This window comes from Sphingopyxis macrogoltabida (assembly GCF_001307295.1).
GTDB classification, from domain to species: Bacteria; Pseudomonadota; Alphaproteobacteria; order Sphingomonadales; family Sphingomonadaceae; genus Sphingopyxis; species Sphingopyxis macrogoltabida_B.
Window position 1 is genome coordinate 3,400,013 of sequence record NZ_CP012700.1, and the last position, 17,809, is coordinate 3,417,821.

16 protein-coding genes are annotated in these 17,809 nt (G+C 65.3%); 6 read left to right on the forward strand and 10 right to left on the reverse strand.

The features are described 5' to 3' along the window. Positions 1-154: 154 nt before the first annotated feature. On the forward strand, positions 155-2,119 hold the full coding sequence (acs, locus tag AN936_RS15815; protein ID WP_054588947.1) for an acetate--CoA ligase: 1,965 nt from the start codon (positions 155-157) through the stop codon (positions 2,117-2,119). A 106-nt stretch (positions 2,120-2,225) separates the two neighbouring features. On the opposite strand, the gene AN936_RS15820 is transcribed toward acs, so the two are convergent. The 7 genes from AN936_RS15820 to AN936_RS15850 form a co-directional block, all read right to left on the reverse strand. Next, positions 2,226-2,957: a peptidase gene (locus AN936_RS15820; RefSeq protein ID WP_054588948.1), complete on the reverse strand. Its 732-nt coding sequence runs from the start codon at positions 2,955-2,957 to the stop codon at positions 2,226-2,228. A 53-nt stretch (positions 2,958-3,010) separates the two neighbouring features. Continuing rightward, on the reverse strand, positions 3,011-3,814 hold the full coding sequence (locus AN936_RS15825; RefSeq protein WP_054588949.1) for a transglutaminase family protein: 804 nt from the start codon (positions 3,812-3,814) through the stop codon (positions 3,011-3,013). Positions 3,815-3,828: 14 nt separating this feature from the next. After that, positions 3,829-4,770 (reverse strand): alpha-E domain-containing protein, encoded by a 942-nt coding sequence (locus AN936_RS15830; RefSeq protein WP_054588950.1) that lies wholly within the window; start codon positions 4,768-4,770, stop codon positions 3,829-3,831. Beyond that, positions 4,770-6,167, reverse strand: coding sequence for a circularly permuted type 2 ATP-grasp protein (locus AN936_RS15835; protein WP_173585668.1), 1,398 nt, complete (start codon positions 6,165-6,167; stop codon positions 4,770-4,772). The genes AN936_RS15830 and AN936_RS15835 overlap by 1 nt, the downstream gene beginning before the upstream one ends. A 350-nt stretch (positions 6,168-6,517) precedes the next feature. Then, positions 6,518-9,253, reverse strand: coding sequence for a preprotein translocase subunit SecA (gene secA, locus AN936_RS15840; RefSeq protein ID WP_054588951.1), 2,736 nt, complete (start codon positions 9,251-9,253; stop codon positions 6,518-6,520). Positions 9,254-9,367: 114 nt separating this feature from the next. Then, on the reverse strand, positions 9,368-9,628 hold the full coding sequence (locus AN936_RS15845; RefSeq protein WP_234715597.1) for a hypothetical protein: 261 nt from the start codon (positions 9,626-9,628) through the stop codon (positions 9,368-9,370). Between the two features lie 90 nt (positions 9,629-9,718). Continuing rightward, positions 9,719-10,717 carry an energy transducer TonB gene (locus tag AN936_RS15850; protein ID WP_054588953.1) on the reverse strand — a complete coding sequence of 333 codons (999 nt, stop codon included), beginning with the start codon at positions 10,715-10,717 and terminating at the stop codon, positions 9,719-9,721. A gap of 147 nt (positions 10,718-10,864) precedes the next feature. On the opposite strand from AN936_RS15850, the gene AN936_RS15855 reads away from it, so the two are divergent. Continuing rightward, entirely contained in the window at positions 10,865-11,668 is an 804-nt protein-coding gene (locus tag AN936_RS15855; RefSeq protein WP_054588954.1) for an SDR family oxidoreductase, read from the forward strand. 268 nt (positions 11,669-11,936) lie between these two features. Here AN936_RS15855 and AN936_RS15860 read toward each other — a convergent pair whose 3' ends face one another. The 3 genes from AN936_RS15860 to AN936_RS15870 all read right to left on the reverse strand — a co-directional run bounded on the left by AN936_RS15860 (position 11,937) and on the right by AN936_RS15870 (position 13,750). Continuing rightward, the gene (locus AN936_RS15860) at positions 11,937-12,158 is read right to left on the reverse strand and encodes a hypothetical protein (RefSeq protein WP_054588955.1); all 222 of its coding nucleotides are present in this window, start codon (positions 12,156-12,158) and stop codon (positions 11,937-11,939) included. Between the two features lie 64 nt (positions 12,159-12,222). Next, on the reverse strand, positions 12,223-12,930 hold the full coding sequence (locus AN936_RS15865) for a head GIN domain-containing protein (RefSeq protein ID WP_054588956.1): 708 nt from the start codon (positions 12,928-12,930) through the stop codon (positions 12,223-12,225). Positions 12,931-12,973: 43 nt separating this feature from the next. Next, the gene (locus tag AN936_RS15870; protein ID WP_054588957.1) at positions 12,974-13,750 is read right to left on the reverse strand and encodes a head GIN domain-containing protein; all 777 of its coding nucleotides are present in this window, start codon (positions 13,748-13,750) and stop codon (positions 12,974-12,976) included. A 163-nt stretch (positions 13,751-13,913) separates the two neighbouring features. Here AN936_RS15870 and AN936_RS15875 point away from each other — a divergent pair, with 163 nt between their 5' ends. The 4 genes from AN936_RS15875 to AN936_RS15890 all read left to right on the forward strand — a co-directional run bounded on the left by AN936_RS15875 (position 13,914) and on the right by AN936_RS15890 (position 17,735). Continuing rightward, on the forward strand, positions 13,914-14,390 hold the full coding sequence (locus AN936_RS15875) for a GreA/GreB family elongation factor (protein WP_054588958.1): 477 nt from the start codon (positions 13,914-13,916) through the stop codon (positions 14,388-14,390). Beyond that, positions 14,387-14,566 (forward strand): hypothetical protein, encoded by a 180-nt coding sequence (locus AN936_RS15880; protein WP_054588959.1) that lies wholly within the window; start codon positions 14,387-14,389, stop codon positions 14,564-14,566. The genes AN936_RS15875 and AN936_RS15880 overlap by 4 nt, the downstream gene beginning before the upstream one ends. A gap of 6 nt (positions 14,567-14,572) precedes the next feature. Next, positions 14,573-15,745 carry an NAD(P)/FAD-dependent oxidoreductase gene (locus AN936_RS15885; protein WP_054588960.1) on the forward strand — a complete coding sequence of 391 codons (1,173 nt, stop codon included), beginning with the start codon at positions 14,573-14,575 and terminating at the stop codon, positions 15,743-15,745. A 148-nt stretch (positions 15,746-15,893) separates the two neighbouring features. Next, positions 15,894-17,735 (forward strand): DEAD/DEAH box helicase, encoded by a 1,842-nt coding sequence (locus AN936_RS15890; RefSeq protein ID WP_054588961.1) that lies wholly within the window; start codon positions 15,894-15,896, stop codon positions 17,733-17,735. The last annotated feature ends 74 nt before the right edge of the window (positions 17,736-17,809 follow it).

Genomic DNA, 17,809 nt, shown 5'->3' on the forward strand with positions numbered 1-17,809 from the left:
GGCACCGCTCGGGACAGCGCCAAAGCCGCGCGTCTCATCTTTGGGTCAGGTCATTCGCCCGATCTGCCGGTGTTGACGTTGGCGTAGCCTTGCAGTTTGCGGCGCGGGGGCTATCGCAGCGGGCGAACCAGAGAACCGACTGGGAGAGTCGTCCGTGTCCGAATTGCCCCCTTCCGAGCCTTTTGTCCCCGTTCCGGCCGATGCCGCGGCCGATACGCATTGCAGCGCGGCAGATTACGAACGGCTCTACACGCAAAGCATCGAAGATCCCGACAGCTTCTGGGCCGAACAGGCGAAGCGGCTCGACTGGACCCGCGCGCCGGCGAAAATCGCCAACTGGTCCTACGACCCCGTCGACATCAAATGGTATGAGGACGGCGTCCTCAACCTCTGCCACAATGCGCTCGACCGCCACGTCGCGGCGGGGCACGGCGAGCGCACCGCGATCATCTTCGAGCCCGACGCCCCCGACGGCGAGACGCGGACGATCAGCTATGCCGCGCTGCTCGCCGACGTCATCCGCATGGCGAACACGCTGAAGAAGCTGGGTGTCCAGAAGGGCGACCGGGTTACCATCTATATGCCGATGATCCCCGAGGGCGCCGTCGCGATGCTCGCCTGCGCGCGGATCGGCGCGGTGCACAGCGTCATCTTCGGCGGCTTCTCGCCCGACGCGATCGCCGGGCGGATCGAGGATTGCGCCAGCGACTGGGTGATCTGCGCCGACGAAGGACTGCGCGGCGGCAAGGTCGTCCCCTTGAAGGCCAATGTCGACAAGGCGCTCGAGAAGGTCGGTGTGAAGGCGGTGCTCGTCATCGCGCACACCGGCGGCGACGTCAGCATGAAGGAAGGCCGCGACCATTGGTACGACGCGCTGTCGGCCGACGTAGGCGCCGACTGTCCGTGCGCACCGATGGGCGCCGAAGACCCGCTGTTCATCCTGTACACCTCGGGCTCGACCGGCAAGCCGAAGGGCGTGCTCCACACAGTCGGCGGCTATTCGGTGTGGACCGCGTCGACCTTTTTCTACGGCTTCGATTATCGTCCCGGCGAGATTTTCTGGTGCACCGCCGATATCGGCTGGGTCACCGGCCACAGCTATGTCGTCTACGGCCCGCTGCAGAATGGCGCGACGACGTTGATGTTCGAGGGGATTCCCAATTACCCCGACCACGACCGCTTCTGGCGCGTCGTCGATAAGCACAAGGTCAATATCCTCTACACCGCGCCCACCGCGATCCGCGCGCTGATGCGCGAGGGCGACGATTATGTAACCCGCCACGATCTCTCGACGATCCGCCTGCTCGGCAGCGTCGGCGAACCGATCAATCCCGAGGCATGGCGCTGGTATCACGACTTGGTCGGCAAGAACCGCGTCCCCGTCATCGACACCTGGTGGCAGACCGAGACCGGCGGCATCATGATCACCACCCTGCCCGGCGCCCATCCGATGCAGCCGGGCAGCGCGGGCCGCCCCTTCTTCGGCATCCGCCCGCAGCTCGTCGATGCCGAGGGCGGCGTGCTCGTCGACGAACAGACGGGCGGCGCGGCCGAAGGCAATCTCTGCATCACACACAGCTGGCCGGGACAGGCGCGGACGATCTACGGCGACCACCAGCGTTTTGCCGAAACCTATTTCTCGACCTACAAAGGCAAATATTTCACCGGCGACGGCTGTCGCCGCGATGCCGACGGTTACTGGCGGATCACCGGCCGCGTCGATGATGTGATCAACGTGTCGGGCCACCGCATGGGTACCGCCGAGGTCGAAAGCGCCCTCGTCCTCCACGATCTCGTCGCCGAGGCGGCGGTCGTCGGCTTTCCGCACGACATCAAGGGCCAGGGCATTTACGCCTATGTCACCTTGAACGCCGGGGTGGAGCCGACCGACGAGGTCGCCGCGGCGCTCAAGCAGCAGGTGCGCACCGAAATCGGCCCGATCGCGACGCCCGACCATATCCACCTGACCCCCGGCCTGCCCAAGACGCGCTCGGGCAAGATCATGCGCCGCATACTCAGGAAGATCGCCGAGAATGATTTCGGATCATTGGGCGACACGTCGACCCTCGCCGACCCCAGCCTCGTCGACGGGCTGATCGAGGGGCGGAAGAACCGGTAATCCACCCCTCGTCATCCCGGACTTGATCCGGAATCCATTTCGACGGCGCGATCGTGGACCCCGGATCAAGTCCGGGGTGACGAGGATAATTTACGCTGTCACCGGGTCAAAAATGAAAATCGGGCAGTTCGGCCAGCGCGATCCCCAGCGCTTCGGCCCAGCCGTTGGCGACGCTTTCGAAATAGGGGTCGTTGCGCTCGAACCGCCGCTCGCGCACGGTGGTGAAATCGTCGCGTTCATGGACCTTGAGGTCGATCGGCAGGTCGACGCCGGCATTCGCCCGGATCGTCGAATCGAACGAAACGCAGAGCAGCTTCACCGCATCCTCGAAAGACATCGCGGGATCATAGGAGCGCACGATGATCGGCCGGCCGTATTTCGTCTCGCCGATCTGAAAGAAGGGATTATCCTCGCCCGCTTCGATGAAATTGCCCTCCGGATAGATCAGGAACAGCCGCGGGTCGGAGCCCTTGATCTGGCCGCCGACGATCAGCGAGGCGCGGAACAGCGATTCGGCGGCCGGTCCCTCGTCGCCATGGCGCATGACGATGCCGCGCAGCATTTCGCCGATGATCGTCGCGACCTGGAACATCGACGGCGCTTCGAGGATCGACGGATGCCGGTCCGCAGGCGCCTTGGTGCGCTCGTCGAGCAGGCTGACGACCGCCTGCGTCGTCGCCAGATTGCCCGCCGACATCAGCGTGATGACCCGCTCGCCCGGCATATGCCAGCTGCGCATCTTGCGGACCTGCGAGATGTCGTCGACGCCCGCATTGGTGCGGGTGTCCGACATGAACACCAGTCCCTTGTTCAAACGCATGCCAACGCAATAGGTCATCTTGTCCCGTTTTCCCCGCCCGGAAAGCCCTAGGGTCCGCACCCTCGGCCCGCTTATTGCTGGACCTGCAATTGGACAACCAGATTTTCCTGCGCCGCGCCATAGCGCATGCCGCGAACCGGGGCGGCATCGCGATAATCGAGCCCCGTCGCGACGCGAATATAGCGTTGGTCGGGCGAATGGCCGTTGCTGACGTCGAAGCCGATCCAGCCGATATGATCGAAATGCGCTTCGGCCCAGGCGTGCGTCGCGTCCTGCTGCGTCCGGTCGTTCATCATCAGATAGCCCGAGACATAGCGCGCGGGGTGTCCGAGGTGCCGCATCGCGGCGATAAAGATATGCGCATGGTCCTGGCACACCCCACCCTCGCCGCCGAGCGCCTGCTCGGCGGTCGTATCGGCGTCGGTAATCCCGATGCGATAGGCCAGCCGGTCGATGATCAAAGCCGACAGGGCATGCGCACGCTCGATGTCCGAAGCAAAGTCGCGCCCCAATGCTGCGGTCAGCGCGCGCACCCCGCGCCCCGCGCGGGTCAGCGGCGTCGGGCGCAGGAAGGTCCATAAGGGCATGGCGCCGCGATGCGCGCCGATCACCCCGTCGAACGTCACCAGATCGACTTCGCCGCGGCAGCGGATCATCAGTTCGCGCGCACCACCGCTGACGGCGATCAGGTCGACGCCGTTGCCATGATGATCGGTGTAATGAAGCTGGCGCTCGCCGCCCTCGACCTCGACCGCCCAATCCTTGATCAGTTGCTGGCCGGGACGGTCCTTGGGCGTCAGCCGGAGCTGTTGCAACGCGTAATGGACCGGGGCATCATATTGATAATGGGTGGTATGTTCGACGGCGAGGCGCATGGTCGGTCTCCGTCCTATTCCACAAACCGGTAATCATGTTCGATCTGCCGCGCGAGCGCGGCATTGGCGCGCAGGAACGCCGTGACATATTCGTGCAGCCCGCCGTCGAAGATCGCCTGGATCGGGCTCGAAAGCCGCTCGTGGCACAGCGCACGCGCCATGCGCCCCGCCTCGGTCTCCGCGCCATAGCCTCGTTCGAGCTGCGCCAGATTATCCTCCATCCGCTCGCAGCAGAAAGCGAGGCTGCGCGGCAACTGCCGGTACAGGATCAGGAATTCGGCGATCTTCAGCGCGCTGATCTCGGCCCCGTACAGCCAGCGATAGGCGCGGTGTGCCGAGACCGAGCGCAGGATCGTCTCCCACTGCACATTGTCGATCGAACTGCCGATATGCGCCACCGACGGCAGCAGCAGATAATATTTGACGTCGAGGATTCTCGCCGTGTTGTCGGCGCGTTCGAGGAAAGTGCCGAGCAGCGAGAAGTTGAAGCCGTCGTTGCGCAGCATCGTGCCGTTGAGCGCCCCGCGCACCTGCGCGCTCTGCTGGCGGATCGCCGTCAGCACGTCGGGCAGGTCGTCGTCGCGCACCGGGCGTTTCAGCAGCGCGGTCAGCGTCATCCAGTTGGTGTTGACCGCTTCCCACGCCTCACGGGTCAGCGCGGTACGCGCGGTCCGCGCATTGTCGCGCGCCTGCTTGATCACCGACGCGATGCTCGACGGGTTGGCGGGATCGCGGAGCATGAAATCGACGACCCGCGCCGAACTGTAATCGCCGTGCGCTGCGACGAAGGCGCGGTTGACCCCGGCGGTGACCAGCACCGACTTCCACTCGGCAGCTGCGGTCTGCGAGCGGGTGAGCGCGATGCGAAACCCCGCATCGATCAGCCGGGCGTTGTTCTCGCTCCGCTCGAGATAGCGCGCCATCCAGAACAGCGAGGCTGCAGTCTTGCCCAGCATCAGTCTTCCAGCACCCACGTATCCTTGGTCCCGCCGCCCTGGCTCGAATTCACCACCAGCGACCCCCGCGTCATCGCGACGCGCGTCAACCCGCCGGGGGTGATCGTGATTCCCTGCGGCGACATCAGGACAAAGGGGCGCAGGTCGACATGGCGCGGCGCGAGGCCCTTTTTGGTGAAGATCGGCACCGTCGACAGCGACAGCGTCGGCTGCGCGATATAATTGCCCGGATTGGCCTCCAGCTTGGCGCGAAAGGCGGCGAGTTCCTTCTTGCTCGCCGCGGGGCCGACGAGCATCCCGTAACCGCCCGAGCCATGCACTTCCTTGACCACCAGTTCGGGAAGCCGGTCGAGCACTTCGCGCAGATGCTGGGGCTCGCTGCAGCGCCACGTCGGCACATTGGGCAGCAGCGCCTTTTCGCCCGTATAGAATTCGATGATGTCGGGCATATAGCTGTAGAGCGCCTTGTCGTCGGCGATCCCCGTGCCCGGCGCGTTGGCGATGGTGATGCCCCCGTCGCGATAGACGTCCCAGATGCCGGGCACGCCGAGCATCGAGTCGGGACGGAAGTTCAGCGGATCGAGGAAATCGTCGTCGACCCGGCGATAGACGACGTCGATCGCCCGATAGCCCTGCGTCGTGCGCATCGCGACGCGCCCGTCGACGACGCGCAGGTCGTGCCCCTCGACCAGTTCGGCGCCCATATGGTCGGCGAGAAAGCTGTGCTCATAATAGGCGCTGTTGTGGATGCCCGGCGTCAGCACCGCGACCGTCGGAGTGCCGCCGCATTTCGGCGGCGCGCATGCCGAAAGCGATTTCAGCAGGTTGATCGGATAATCGCCGACCTCGCGCACCGCGACCTTCGCGAACAGCTCGGGAAACATCTGCAGCATCGTCTCGCGATTTTCGAGCATGTAGGAGACACCCGACGGCGTGCGCGCGTTGTCCTCGAGTACGTAAAATTCATGTGTACCGGTGCGCACGATGTCGGTGCCGCTGATGTGCGTATAGATGCCGCCCGGCGGATCCATGCCCATCATCATCGGCAGAAAGGCGTCGTTGCGCGCGATCAACTGGGTCGGCACGCGACCGGCGCGCAATATTTCCTGCCGGTGGTAGATATCGTGAAGAAAGGCGTTGAGCGCCCGCACCCGCTGTTCGATGCCGCGCGACAGCCGTCGCCATTCGCTGGCCGAAATGATCCGCGGCACGACGTCGAAGGGGATCAGCCGCTCGTCGGCATCGGCATCGCCATAAACATTGAAGGTGATGCCGGTGGTGCGAAACAGCGCCTCCGCCTGCTGCGTCTTGTGCTGGATGCGCTGGCTGTCCTCGGCGTCGAACCACTCGCAATATTCGCGATAGGGCGAGCGCGTTCCGCCCTCCTGACTCCTCATCTCGTCGAAAAAGGAAATGCGCCAGCCCTTTCCACGCAACATGCCATCCACCGGATGCGCGCGACGTTTCCGCCGTGCGCGGACCATAGTTCCTGCCTGCTGCGTCGCTTGTCTGGCTACGCGGCCGTCAAGCTTATGAAGGCGATGCTAATCGCGCCCGCGCGCCTTGGCAAGCGGGCTCGTGCAAGGGTGTGTTACCGTAACTTCAAGGGTTTGTTGTCGCTTCCATCATCATGCCGGACTTGATCCGGCATCCATAACTACGGCGAAGTCATGGACCCCGGATCAAGTCGAACAGAGTCACTTGCCTCGTTCGATGGTGACGAAGAAGGGCAGGCAAGCGGGCGCGATCAAATCACCCCGTGGCAATGCTTGTACTTGCGCCCCGAACCGCAGGGGCACGGCGCGTTGCGGCTGATCTCCATCTCCGCATAGGGATTCTCACCCTCGGGCAGATCGGGCCGCGGGATCTGCATCGGCGGCAGCGTGTTGGCGATGACGCCGAGGTCGCCGCCGTCGATATCGGCGCTGTTGTCCTCGCCGGTGAACGGGTCGATGTGCGTGGTCAGGAAGTCGGGAAGCTCGGGCAGCGCCATCGGCTCGGGCTCTTCGTAACGCAGGTCGAGCCGCGCGATCGTCCGCGTCACATCCTCGCGGATGTTCGACAGCATGCGCTCGAACAGCGCGAAGGCCTCCTGCTTATATTCGTTGATCGGCTGCTTCTGGGCATAGGCGCGGAGGAACACGACCTGACGCAGCGCGTCGAGCGTCGAGAGATGCTCTTTCCAGTGATGGTCGAGCGTCTGGAGCAGCACCGATTTCTCGATCCCCTTCCAGGTATCGACGTCGACCTGCGCCGCTTTCTCCGCAGCGACTGCGTCGGCCTGCGCCTGAATGCGCTCCTCGAACATTTCGGGGTCGACCGCGTCTTCCTGCATCCAGTCGTCGATCGGCGGCGCGAGATCGAGGATGCTCAGCGTCCGTTCCTTCATCGCCTCAACGTCCCACTGTTCGGGATAGCTGCCCGGGGGACACGCGTCGGCGACGATCGCATTGACCGTCTCGGCGCGCATCGCGGCCATCACCTCGTCGACGGTCTCGCTGTCGATGATATCGCCGCGCTGTTCATAGATGACCTTGCGCTGGTCGTTCATCACGTCATCATATTCGACGACCTGCTTGCGGATGTCGTAGTTGCGTGCCTCGACCTTCTTCTGCGCGGTCTCGATCGCCTTCGACAGCCACTTCGATCCGATCGCCTCGCCATCCTCCAGATTCTTGTTCATCATCTTGGAAAACAGCGTGTCGGGGCCGAAGATCCGCAGCAGGTCGTCGTCGAGGCAGAGATAGAATTTGCTGAGGCCGGGGTCGCCCTGACGTCCCGAACGGCCTCGGAGCTGGTTGTCGATGCGGCGGCTTTCGTGGCGTTCGGTCGCGAGCACGAACAGCCCGCCCGCCGCCTTGACCGCCTCGCGCTCAGCCGCCACCTCGGCCTGGATGCGCGCGATTGCGGCGTCGCGCTCGGCGCCTTCGGGCAGCTCCTTGAGCTCGTCGTCGATGCGGAACTCCTCGTTGCCGCCGAGTTTGATATCGGTGCCGCGGCCCGCCATGTTGGTCGCGATTGTCACCGCGCCGGTGCGGCCCGCCTGCGCGACGATATGCGCTTCGCTCTCGTGGAACCGCGCGTTGAGGACGCTGTGCGGGACGCCTTCCTTTTCGAGGAAGGACGAGAGCAGCTCCGACTTTTCGATCGACACGGTGCCGACGAGCACGGGCTGGCCGCGCTCGTTCGCTTCGCGGATCGTCTTGGCAATGGCGCCGAACTTGTCGGTGATATTCTTGTAGAACTCGTCCTCCTCGTCCCGCCGCGCGATCGGGCGGTTGGTCGGGATGGTGACGACGTTCATCTTGTAGATGTCGAAAAATTCGGCCGCTTCGGTCGCCGCAGTACCGGTCATGCCGGAAAGCTTCGGGTACATGCGGAAATAATTCTGGAAGGTAATCGACGCCAGCGTTTGGTTCTCGGGCTCGATCTTGACGCCTTCCTTGGCCTCGACCGCTTGGTGCAGGCCGTCGGACCAGCGGCGGCCGTCCATCATGCGGCCGGTGAATTCGTCGATGATCACGACCTTGTCGTCCTTAACGATATAGTCGGTGTCGAGCTTGAACATGACGATCGCCTTCAGCGCCTGATTGACGTGATGGACGATCTGGGTGTTCTCGATGTCGTAGAGGTTGCTGCCCTGCAACAGCCCCGCCGCCTCGAGCAGCCGCTCGACATGTTCGGTGCCGTCTTCGGTCAGGTTGATCGACTTGGTCTTCTCGTCCTTCTCATAATCATCCTCGCCGAGCTGGTGCACCACCTCGTTGACGCGGATGTAGAGCTCGGACTTGTCGTCGGTCGGGCCGGAGATGATCAGCGGGGTGCGCGCCTCGTCGATCAGGATCGAATCGACTTCGTCGACGATGCCGAAATTAAACTCGCGGTGCACCATCTGCGCCCGGTCGAACTTCATATTGTCGCGGAGGTAATCGAAGCCGAGTTCGTTGTTCGTCGCATAGGTGATATCGCTGTTATACGCCTCGCGCCGCTGCACCTCGTTGAGGTTGGGAACGATGACCCCGGTGGTCAGGCCAAGGAAGCCGTACACCGCGCTCATCCACTCGGCGTCGCGGCGGGCCAGATAGTCGTTGACCGTCACGACATGAACGCCCTTGCCCTCGAGCGCGTTGAGGTAACAGGGCAGCGTCGCCATCAGCGTCTTCCCTTCGCCGGTCGCCATCTCGGCGATCTCGCCGCGGTGAAGGACAATGCCGCCGATCATCTGGACGTCGAAATGGCGCATGCCGAGCGTGCGCTTCGACGCCTCGCGCACCGTTGCAAAGGCTTCGGGCAGGATCTGGTCCAGCGTCTCGCCCGCCGCCAGCCGGTCGCGAAATTTCTGTGTCTGCGCCTGCAAGGCTGCATCGTCGAGGGCTTCGAGTTCGGGCTCGAACGCGTTGATCTTGTCGACGATCTTGCGCATCGAGGTGACATAACGGTCGTTCGACGAGCCGAACAGGCTTTTGGCGAGGCCAGCAAACATGGCGGATTTCCTTGGAATATCGATAGATGGAGGGCAGCTTCGGGGCCGCTGGAGATATGGCAAAATGGCGCCGCCAGGGGCGCTGCGTTCGCGCGCGAACGCTATGATCCGCGGCTATTCGAGCGCGCGGTCGCTACCGGTGAGCAGGCCCGGCAAGTGCGGCGGAGCCGCCTTGCGAACCTTGCGCCCGCCGCCACCGCCGCTGGTGCGGCGGGTCGGGGTGGTTGTCGCAGGGCGGCGTTCATTGTCGCTGGTCTCGGCCTGTCCGGCCGTCTCGGCGAACATGATGAGCGACCCCATCGCCGCCGGCATGGCAGGCGCGGCTTCGGCCCGGTCGGCGGTCGCCAGGCCGGTCAGCAATGCCAATAGGGTCAACAATAACCGCAAGAATCGCCCCAGTTCATTTCCGTAAGCGCCACATAGTGCGCACAGGACCCTGAACATAGGGTGAAAGGAGCAGAACGTCTAGGGCTGCTTCGGGTCTTTTGCCGTCGCATCGACCGTAGTCACCTCCGTGCGAACCGTAACCTGTTTCGCGACCGGCTGGCCGTCGCTGTCGACGAAGGGGTAAAAACGGGCGCGCTTGCCGTATCCGCGGCAGACGCTCCACTGTGTCACGCCCGAAATTTCGTTCGGATCGAGGAATTGGCAATCGGTTACCTGCCCATCGGCGCCGAGCAGGATTGACAATGTCGTGACGCCCGCCTTGCTCATCGGGAATTTGTGGGTCCGCCACTGCACTTTGTCGAGCTCGTCCGACGTCGCGCCGGGCAGCACCCAGTTGAACTGCGCCGGAACAACCCCCTTCGTCGGCTTTCCGCTCGCGTCGAGTGCCGGCTCGAAGCGCCCTTCGCGGACCATCAGCGCACAGGACGCCTTGTCGAGCGTGGTCGAACCGCTGCTCTTGATGACGCTGCACCCGCTCACTTTGCCCGTCACGTCGACGCTTACCGCCATATCCACCGATCCATGCTCGCGCGCCGCCAGCGCTGCTGGCGGATAATGGTCGGCGGGGTCGAGCTTCGACATCAGGGCGGACGGGACCGCTGCCTGCGGCCAACTGTCGCGCAAGCTGTCGGGATGGAAACCGGCGACCAGTGTCGGGATCTGCCAGCGAATCCGGTTGATATAACTGCCGCCCACCTTCTTGCCGCCAGCGTCGAGGCGCGGATGGAAGCGCGCCCGCTCCATCAGGAGCCGACAGGTCGCCTCGTCAAGGTCCGCATGGCCGCTAGCCGCGATCACCTCGCATTTGCGCGGCAGCCCGTCTGGCTCGATCATCAGACGAAACCCCGTGATTCCCTCGCGCTCCTCGTCCAGCGCGTCCGGGGGGTAGTCGTCTGTCGTCACCCAACTGCCCGGATCGGTCGCTGGCAGCATCACGTCGGCAGCGGGTCCCTCGTCCGATGGCGCGCCGCCCTGCTGCATTGCCGTCGTCAACAGCATCATCGTCATCAACAGCATTATCGCACCCCATTCCCCATCCGCCAACTATCTCAGCCTCTTAGCCAGCATGGCCTGCGGTTGCCAAGTCATGGCGCGCGATTGCCGCTTGACGCCCGGCCCGGCTTGGCATCATCTCTCACTGACAACGATGTAAGGAGAGGCAAATTGGCACGAAAGGCGATTTTTATCACCGGCGGCGGGTCGGGGATCGGCCGCGCGACCGCGCGCCATTTTGCCGCACAGGGCTGGTTCGTCGGCATCGCCGACGTCAACGCGCAAGGGATCGACGAAACCGCCGCGCTGCTCCCCGCCGGCGCGTCGTCGCGCCACGTTATGGACGTGCGCGACCGCAACCAGTGGCAGGCGGCGCTCGATGCCTTTGCCGGCGCCAGCGGCGGCCGCCTCGACGTCCTGTTCAACAACGCCGGCATCGGCTCGGGCGGCCAATATATCGACATGGCGCCGGAAGAGGCCGACCGGCTGATCGCGATCAACTTCGGCGGCGTCGTCAACGGTATCTACATGGCGCTGCCGCTGCTCCGCGCGACGCCCGGGTCGACGATCCTCAACACCGGCTCGGCCTCGGGTTTCTATGGCGTCGCCGGGCTCGCGGTCTATTCTGCGACCAAGTTCGCGGTGCGCGGCCTCACCGAAGCGCTCGAGATCGAATTCGCCAAGCACGACATCCGGGTGCGCTCGCTGATGCCGGGCTTCATCGACACGCCGCTGCTCGACCAGGTCAGCGCCGACAGCAACGAACCGGCCCGCAACCGCCTGTCGGCGAGCGGGTTCGAGATCGTGGCGGTCGAACGCGTCGCCGAGGCGGCGTGGGAGGCGGTGCACGGCGACCGGGTGCACGTCACCGTCGGCAAGATGGCAAAACGGCTGGCGCGCATCGCGCGCTGGTTCCCCGGCCTGATCGTGCGGCAATCGAAGAAGATCGACGGACTGGGCACGGCGGCGCACTGAGCATTACAACCGGGCCGGGACGTCGGCTTTGGGGTGGGGAGCGGACGTTCGAGCAAACTCCGGCCCTCCCCTTCAGGGGAGGGCAGCGAGACTTGGCAGCTTGCTGCCTAGTCGCAGTGGGTGGGGTCGATCGGCCTTGCGCGAGGCCGATGGCCCCCACCCCAACCCAGTGTCAGGTAAACCGTCCCCCGGACGGTTTAGGTCATGCCGGGGGCATGACCGACCTGACACTCCTGAAGGGGAGGGGCTTGATGTCCGTTTCCAGCCGTTAGCTGCCAGTTCGAAGCCAAGGCGTCGTGGCAGCGATCTCAGCCATCGCAGCGCCTTCCGTTTCGAACACCCCAGATTGATACCCACTAGACCAATAAGACCCAGCGATCTCGTCGAACGCTTCAAAAATCTCTTCATACGCGAAGAAGCCGTCGATGCGTTTATAAACGCAGACTTCCCTCTTGCCGTCTGGACTGATTATTCGGTGAACGAGGTTCATATGACCCTATTCGCATTTGAATAGGACAGCCGCAATCGGTCGCTATCGCCCTCCTCGACCGAGCCTATTTCCCCGGTCCGCAGGTCACCGACCCGCTGCCCGCATTGCGCACCGTGCACGCGGGCCGACCGAGCACCACTGTCTTGCCGATGCCGCGCGTCGTGATCGCGGCGGTCTTGACGGCGTTCAGCACATGATCGCCGGCACCTTCGCTGTCGCTGATCAGCTCGTCGACCGCGAGCTTGCCGGCATCGACCGCCCCGGCTCCCGACAGCGTCATCTGCGCCTGCTTGGCGCGGCCGCCGAGCGTCATCGATCCGTTGCCGACCATCGCGACCGACAGCCGGTCGGCATCGACTTCGCCGACCATGACCTGCCCCGGCCCGCGCAGCCCGATCATGACCCGCGCACCCTTCAGCTTGCCGATCCGCAGCGACCCCGCGCCGCCGAGCATCGCGGTGCGCAGGTTCGCGGCGTTGACGCGAACCGTCACCGCGCCCTCGGGCGAGCGGCGCTTGTCGTCGCCGGCGAACTGCTTTTGACCGATGACCAGCTTGCCGTCGCGCGTCTCGAGCGTCAGGCGGTCGAGCGCCTGCTGCGATCCGCTCGCCACCGCGCTGACCGGCGCGCGCGTCGTCACCTCGACCGCGACATCGGCATTGACCTCGATCGCTTCGAAGCTGGTGAGGCCATAGCGCTTCTCCGCCGCCGAAGCGGGAACAGCAAGGAGGACGGCGGCCGTCAGCGCGGCCCATCGCATCGTCAAGGTCATGCCGCCGTCCTAGCCCGTTCGCGCGGGCCGCACCAGCGCTCCGTCAGGTGCAGGTCGCGGTGCCCGATCCGATCTGGCTTGTCTTGCAGGTCGCACCGCCGCGCAGCTTGACGTCGCCCGACCCGAGGATGCTGATATCGGCGCTGCCGGTCGCCTGCGCGTCGACGCTGCCCGATCCCGCGATCGAGATATCGAGCGTATCCGCGACAAGGCCCTCGGCATCGATACCGCCCGATCCGGTAATGCTCACGTCACCCGATCCGATCGTCCCGCTGCCGACCTCGATATCGCCCGAACCCGACAGAGTGAGCTTGGCGCTTTTGCCGGTGAGTTTCCCGACCTTGAGATCGCCCGATCCGGTAAGCACCGCCTTCACCGCATCGCCGTCGATCGTGTCGACGTCGATCGATCCCGACCCGGTCAGCCGGACGCCGTCCAGCTTCGGCATCGTGATCGCGATATCGACATCGTCGTCGTCGCGGTTCGAAAAGCTGAAGCCTTCGCGCTTGCGCCCGATCACCAGCGTCGACCCGTCGAGCTTGATCTCGAGCCGGTCGAGGATCGACTTCGGCCCCTTCGCACTGATCGAGAAGGCATCGCCCTGACGGATGGTGACATCGTCGGGGCCCGCGACTTCGACCCCGGTAAAGCCGGTCAGCGAATAGTTTTGCGTCGTGACCGGCCCGGCGTCGGCTGTCCCGGCCGTCGGGCTACCCTCCTGCCGCTTGCCGTCATTACCGGCGCCGCTGCAGCCCGTGACGATCAGGGTCAGGGGCAGGGTCAGGGCCAGCGGCAAAATCGCCATCGTCCGGTTACGCATCGCAAATCTCCGCAAAATTTCCTTTGTGTATTGTCTGTATAACACACATGGGAAATGCTGTCCAGCCGCGCTGCCTTCTTGTCGCCACCTTCGCGGGCCAGAGGGGTGGACAGCGCCGCCCGTCGCGCCCATCTTTCCCCTTTTCCAGCCTGAAAGCCCGGTCATGAGCGTAGCCTTTCGCCGCGAGAGCGACGACGAGCATAAGGAACCCGAGTTCGAGCTGCCTATTCCGGTCGGCCCGAATCTGGTGACTCCGCGCGGGCTGCGCCTGCTCGGCGAAGAGGTCGCGCGTATCGAGGCCGCCATTGCCGCCACCGAACCGGAGGAGGAGCGCAAGAAGCTCCAGCGCCGCCTGCGCTACTTCCACACGCGCCACGCGACCGCGGAGGTGCAGCCCGCGCCCGGTGACGCGGTGGTGGCGATCGGCAGCCGCGTGACCTTCACGCTGAACGGCGGCGAACGCACCCTGACCGTCGTCGGCCATGACGAAGCCGATCCGGCGCGCGGCCACATCGCCTTTTCCGCCCCGCTCGCCCGCGCGCTGATGGGCGCCGAAGTCGGCGACGTGCTCGAATATCAGGGCCGCGAGGATGCGATCGAGATTATCGCGACGCAGGCCGACCCGGAGGTACAGGCATGAAAGACAAGTTCGAACGCCACAAACAGCCGTGGACCGCCGCCGAAATCGACAAGCTGCACACGCTCGCCAAAAAGGGCATGGCGCTGAAAGCGATCGCCAAGGCGCTGACGCGCAGCGAGGAATCGGTGAAGCTTCGCGCCAAGGCCGACGGCCTGTCGATCGCGAAGCTGCACTAGGCTCGCATGACCGCCCCCGATTATGACGCCATCGTGCTGGGCGCCGGCGCGGCGGGGCTGATGTGCGCCGCGGTCGCGGGGCAAAGGGGGAAGCGTGTCCTGCTGCTCGACCATGCCGAACAGGTCGGCAAGAAGATCCTGATCTCGGGCGGCGGGCGCTGCAACTTCACCAACATCCACACCGCCCCCGAGCGCTTCCTCTCGGCCAACCCGCATTTCGCCAAATCGGCGCTCGCGCGCTACACGCCCGCCGATTTCATTGCGCTGGTCAACGCCTATGGCATTGCTTTCCACGAAAAAACGCTGGGCCAGCTCTTCTGCGACGGCTCGGCGAAACAGATTGTCGCGATGCTGCTCGAAGAATGCGCCAAGGGCGGCGTCGATATCCGCTGCGGCCAGCCGGTGCGCACGGTAACGCAGGCCGACGGCGCGTTCCGCGTCACTTTCGGCGGGCAGGATTTCACCGCCCCCAACGTCGTCATCGCGACCGGCGGCCCGTCGATCCCGAAGATGGGCGCGACCGGCTTCGCCTACGACCTCGCCCGCCAGTTCGGACTCAAGATCGTCGAACCGCGCCCCGCGCTCGTCCCGCTGACGCTCGGCGGCGACGACGTGCTGTTCCGCGACCTGTCGGGCGTTGCGACGCCGGTCGAGGCGCGAGCGGGCAAGGCGGCCTTTCGCGAAGCCGCACTCTTCACCCACAAGGGACTGTCGGGGCCGGCGATCCTCCAGATCAGCAGCTATTGGCGCCGCGGCGAGCCGGTGACGGTCGACTTCCTGCCCGGCGCACCGCAAGGCTGGCTTCTCGAAGCGAAGCGTACCCGCCCGCGCGCGACGCTCGCCTCGGTGCTCACCCTCCCCGACCGCCTCGCGCAAACCCTTGCCGACCGCCTCGCGCTGCCCGGCGAACTCGGCGCTTTGACCGACCGCAAGCTCGCCGAGGCCGAGGCCCGGCTTTCGCGCTGGCTCTTCCGTCCGAACGGCACCGAGGGCTTCGCCAAGGCCGAGGTCACCGTCGGCGGAATTTCGACCGCAAACCTGTCATCTCAAACAATGATGGCCAAAAGCGTTCCGGGGCTCTATGCGGTCGGCGAAGCCGTGGATGTCACCGGGTGGCTGGGCGGCTATAATTTTCAATGGGCTTGGGCCAGCGGACACGCGGCGGGCCAAGCCCTTTAGGAAAAACCCAGATAATTCCTCGTCATGCTGGACAGGTTTCAGCATCCACGACCCAATTGTTCGGACTCGGGCATCAGACCTGAATCGAATCCCGGGCGGCGAAGAACCAAACGACGGCGACTTTGCCGCACAGGATAAGAAGAACAAAATGCCTTTCGAACACCTCTCGCCCGTCCTTGCGGACGCCCTCACCGCGCGCGGCTATGAAGCGCTCACCCCCGTCCAGACGCATGTCACCGAAGCCGAGGCCAAGGACCGCGACCTGCTCGTCTCCGCGCAGACCGGCTCGGGCAAGACCGTCGCCTTCGGCCTCGCGATGGCCGATCAGCTCATCGAGGATGGCCGCCTCCCCTTCGCCACCTCGCCGCTCGCGCTGATCGTCGCACCGACGCGCGAGCTGGCCTTGCAGGTCAGCCGCGAACTCGGCTGGCTCTATGGCAAAGCCGGCGCGCGCATCGCGACCTGCGTCGGCGGCATGGACGCCAGCAAGGAACGCCGCGCGCTGAATCAGGGCGTGCAGATCGTCGTCGGTACGCCGGGCCGCCTGCGCGACCATCTCGAACGCGGCGCGCTCGACCTCACGGCGCTGCGCGTCGCGGTGCTCGACGAGGCCGACGAGATGCTCGACATGGGCTTTCGCGACGACCTCGAGGAAATCCTCGACGGCACCCCGGAAACGCGCCGCACGCTGTTATTCTCGGCGACGCTTCCGAAGCCGATTGTCCAGCTCGCCAAACGCTACCAGCGCGATGCGCTGCGCATCTCGACCGTCGGCGAAGATCGCGGCCATGGCGATATCACCTATCAGGTCGTAACCGTCGCCCCCGCCGACATCGAGGGCGCCGTCATCAACCTGCTCCGCCTGCACGAAGCCGAAACCGCGATGCTGTTCTGCGCAACGCGCGACAATGTCCGCCGCCTCCACGCCAGCCTCGTCGAGCGAGGTTTTGCCGCGGTCGCGCTGTCGGGAGAGCATAGCCAGAACGAGCGCAACCAGGCGTTGCAGGCGCTGCGCGATCGCCGCGCGCGTGTCTGTGTCGCGACCGACGTCGCGGCACGCGGCATCGATCTGCCGACGCTCAGCCTCGTCATCCATGTCGAAATCCCGCGCGACGCCGAAGCGCTCCAGCACCGGTCGGGCCGCACCGGCCGCGCCGGCAAAAAGGGCACAGCGGTACTCATCGTCCCCTATCCCCGCCGCCGCCGCGTCGACGGGATGCTGCGCGGCGCGCGCATCAACGCCGAGTGGATGGAAGCCCCGACGGCCGCCGACGTCCGGCAGAAGGATCAGGAACGGCTGATCGAGAAACTGCTCGCCCCGGTCGAACACGAGCCCGAAGATCTCGAACTTGCCGAGCGCCTGATGGCCGAGCGCAGCGCCGAAGATATCGCCGCCTCGCTCGTCCGCGCGCACCGTGCACTGATGCCGCCGCCCGAGGATCTGCTCGACAACGGCCCGCGCGGCCGCGACCGGCCCGAACGCAGCGACCGCGGTGAGCGGTTCGAACGCCCCGAACGCGGCAGCGCCGACCGCCGCGAAGGCTTCGAGGACAGCGTCTGGTTCCGCCTCAACATCGGCCGCCACCAGAATGCCGATCCGCGCTGGATCCTGCCGCTGCTGTGTCGCCGCGGCCATGTGAGCAAGAACGAGATCGGCGCGATCCGCATCGGTCCCAGGGAAACGATGTTCAACATTCCGCGCGGCATCGCCGACCGTTTCATGGAAGCCGTGCAGCGCAGCGCCAACGCCGATGGCGAGGACGACAGCGGCGTCGCGATCACCCCCGCACCCGACGGCCCCACCTATCCGCCGCGCCGCGAGAAGGGTGGACGCGATGGCGCCCCGCGAAGCACACTGGGCCGGGCGCCGGGCGGTGACCGTTCCGGCCCGCGCGGGCCGCGTGGCCCCGGCGGCCCGGGCGGCCCGGGCGGCAACGAACGCTACAAACCCAAGCCCTACGGCCAGCGCAGCCCGCGCCGTCCGAAATAAGGCAGTATATCGCCTCCTCCCTTCGGGGAGGGGCTTTCATCGCGTAACCCTTGCGCTCCCCTGCCCGGCCCACC

What these genes read in the sequence shown, in the direction of transcription:
- AN936_RS15880 (WP_054588959.1), top strand. Translation starts at nt 14,387, where the DNA reads ATGAAAGACAAGTTCGAACGCCACAAACAGCCGTGGACCGCCGCCGAA.
- AN936_RS15890 (WP_054588961.1), top strand. Translation starts at nt 15,894, where the DNA reads ATGCCTTTCGAACACCTCTCGCCCGTCCTTGCGGACGCCCTCACCGCG.
- AN936_RS15850 (WP_054588953.1), bottom strand. Translation starts at nt 10,717, where the DNA reads ATGCTGTTGATGACGATGATGCTGTTGACGACGGCAATGCAGCAGGGC.
- AN936_RS15860 (WP_054588955.1), bottom strand. Translation starts at nt 12,158, where the DNA reads ATGAACCTCGTTCACCGAATAATCAGTCCAGACGGCAAGAGGGAAGTC.
- AN936_RS15875 (WP_054588958.1), top strand. Translation starts at nt 13,914, where the DNA reads ATGAGCGTAGCCTTTCGCCGCGAGAGCGACGACGAGCATAAGGAACCC.
- AN936_RS15885 (WP_054588960.1), top strand. Translation starts at nt 14,573, where the DNA reads ATGACCGCCCCCGATTATGACGCCATCGTGCTGGGCGCCGGCGCGGCG.
- AN936_RS15830 (WP_054588950.1), bottom strand. Translation starts at nt 4,770, where the DNA reads ATGCTGGGCAAGACTGCAGCCTCGCTGTTCTGGATGGCGCGCTATCTC.
- AN936_RS15835 (WP_173585668.1), bottom strand. Translation starts at nt 6,167, where the DNA reads ATGAGGAGTCAGGAGGGCGGAACGCGCTCGCCCTATCGCGAATATTGC.
- AN936_RS15870 (WP_054588957.1), bottom strand. Translation starts at nt 13,750, where the DNA reads ATGCGTAACCGGACGATGGCGATTTTGCCGCTGGCCCTGACCCTGCCC.
- AN936_RS15825 (WP_054588949.1), bottom strand. Translation starts at nt 3,814, where the DNA reads ATGCGCCTCGCCGTCGAACATACCACCCATTATCAATATGATGCCCCG.
- AN936_RS15865 (WP_054588956.1), bottom strand. Translation starts at nt 12,930, where the DNA reads ATGACCTTGACGATGCGATGGGCCGCGCTGACGGCCGCCGTCCTCCTT.
- AN936_RS15820 (WP_054588948.1), bottom strand. Translation starts at nt 2,957, where the DNA reads ATGACCTATTGCGTTGGCATGCGTTTGAACAAGGGACTGGTGTTCATG.
- secA (WP_054588951.1), bottom strand. Translation starts at nt 9,253, where the DNA reads ATGTTTGCTGGCCTCGCCAAAAGCCTGTTCGGCTCGTCGAACGACCGT.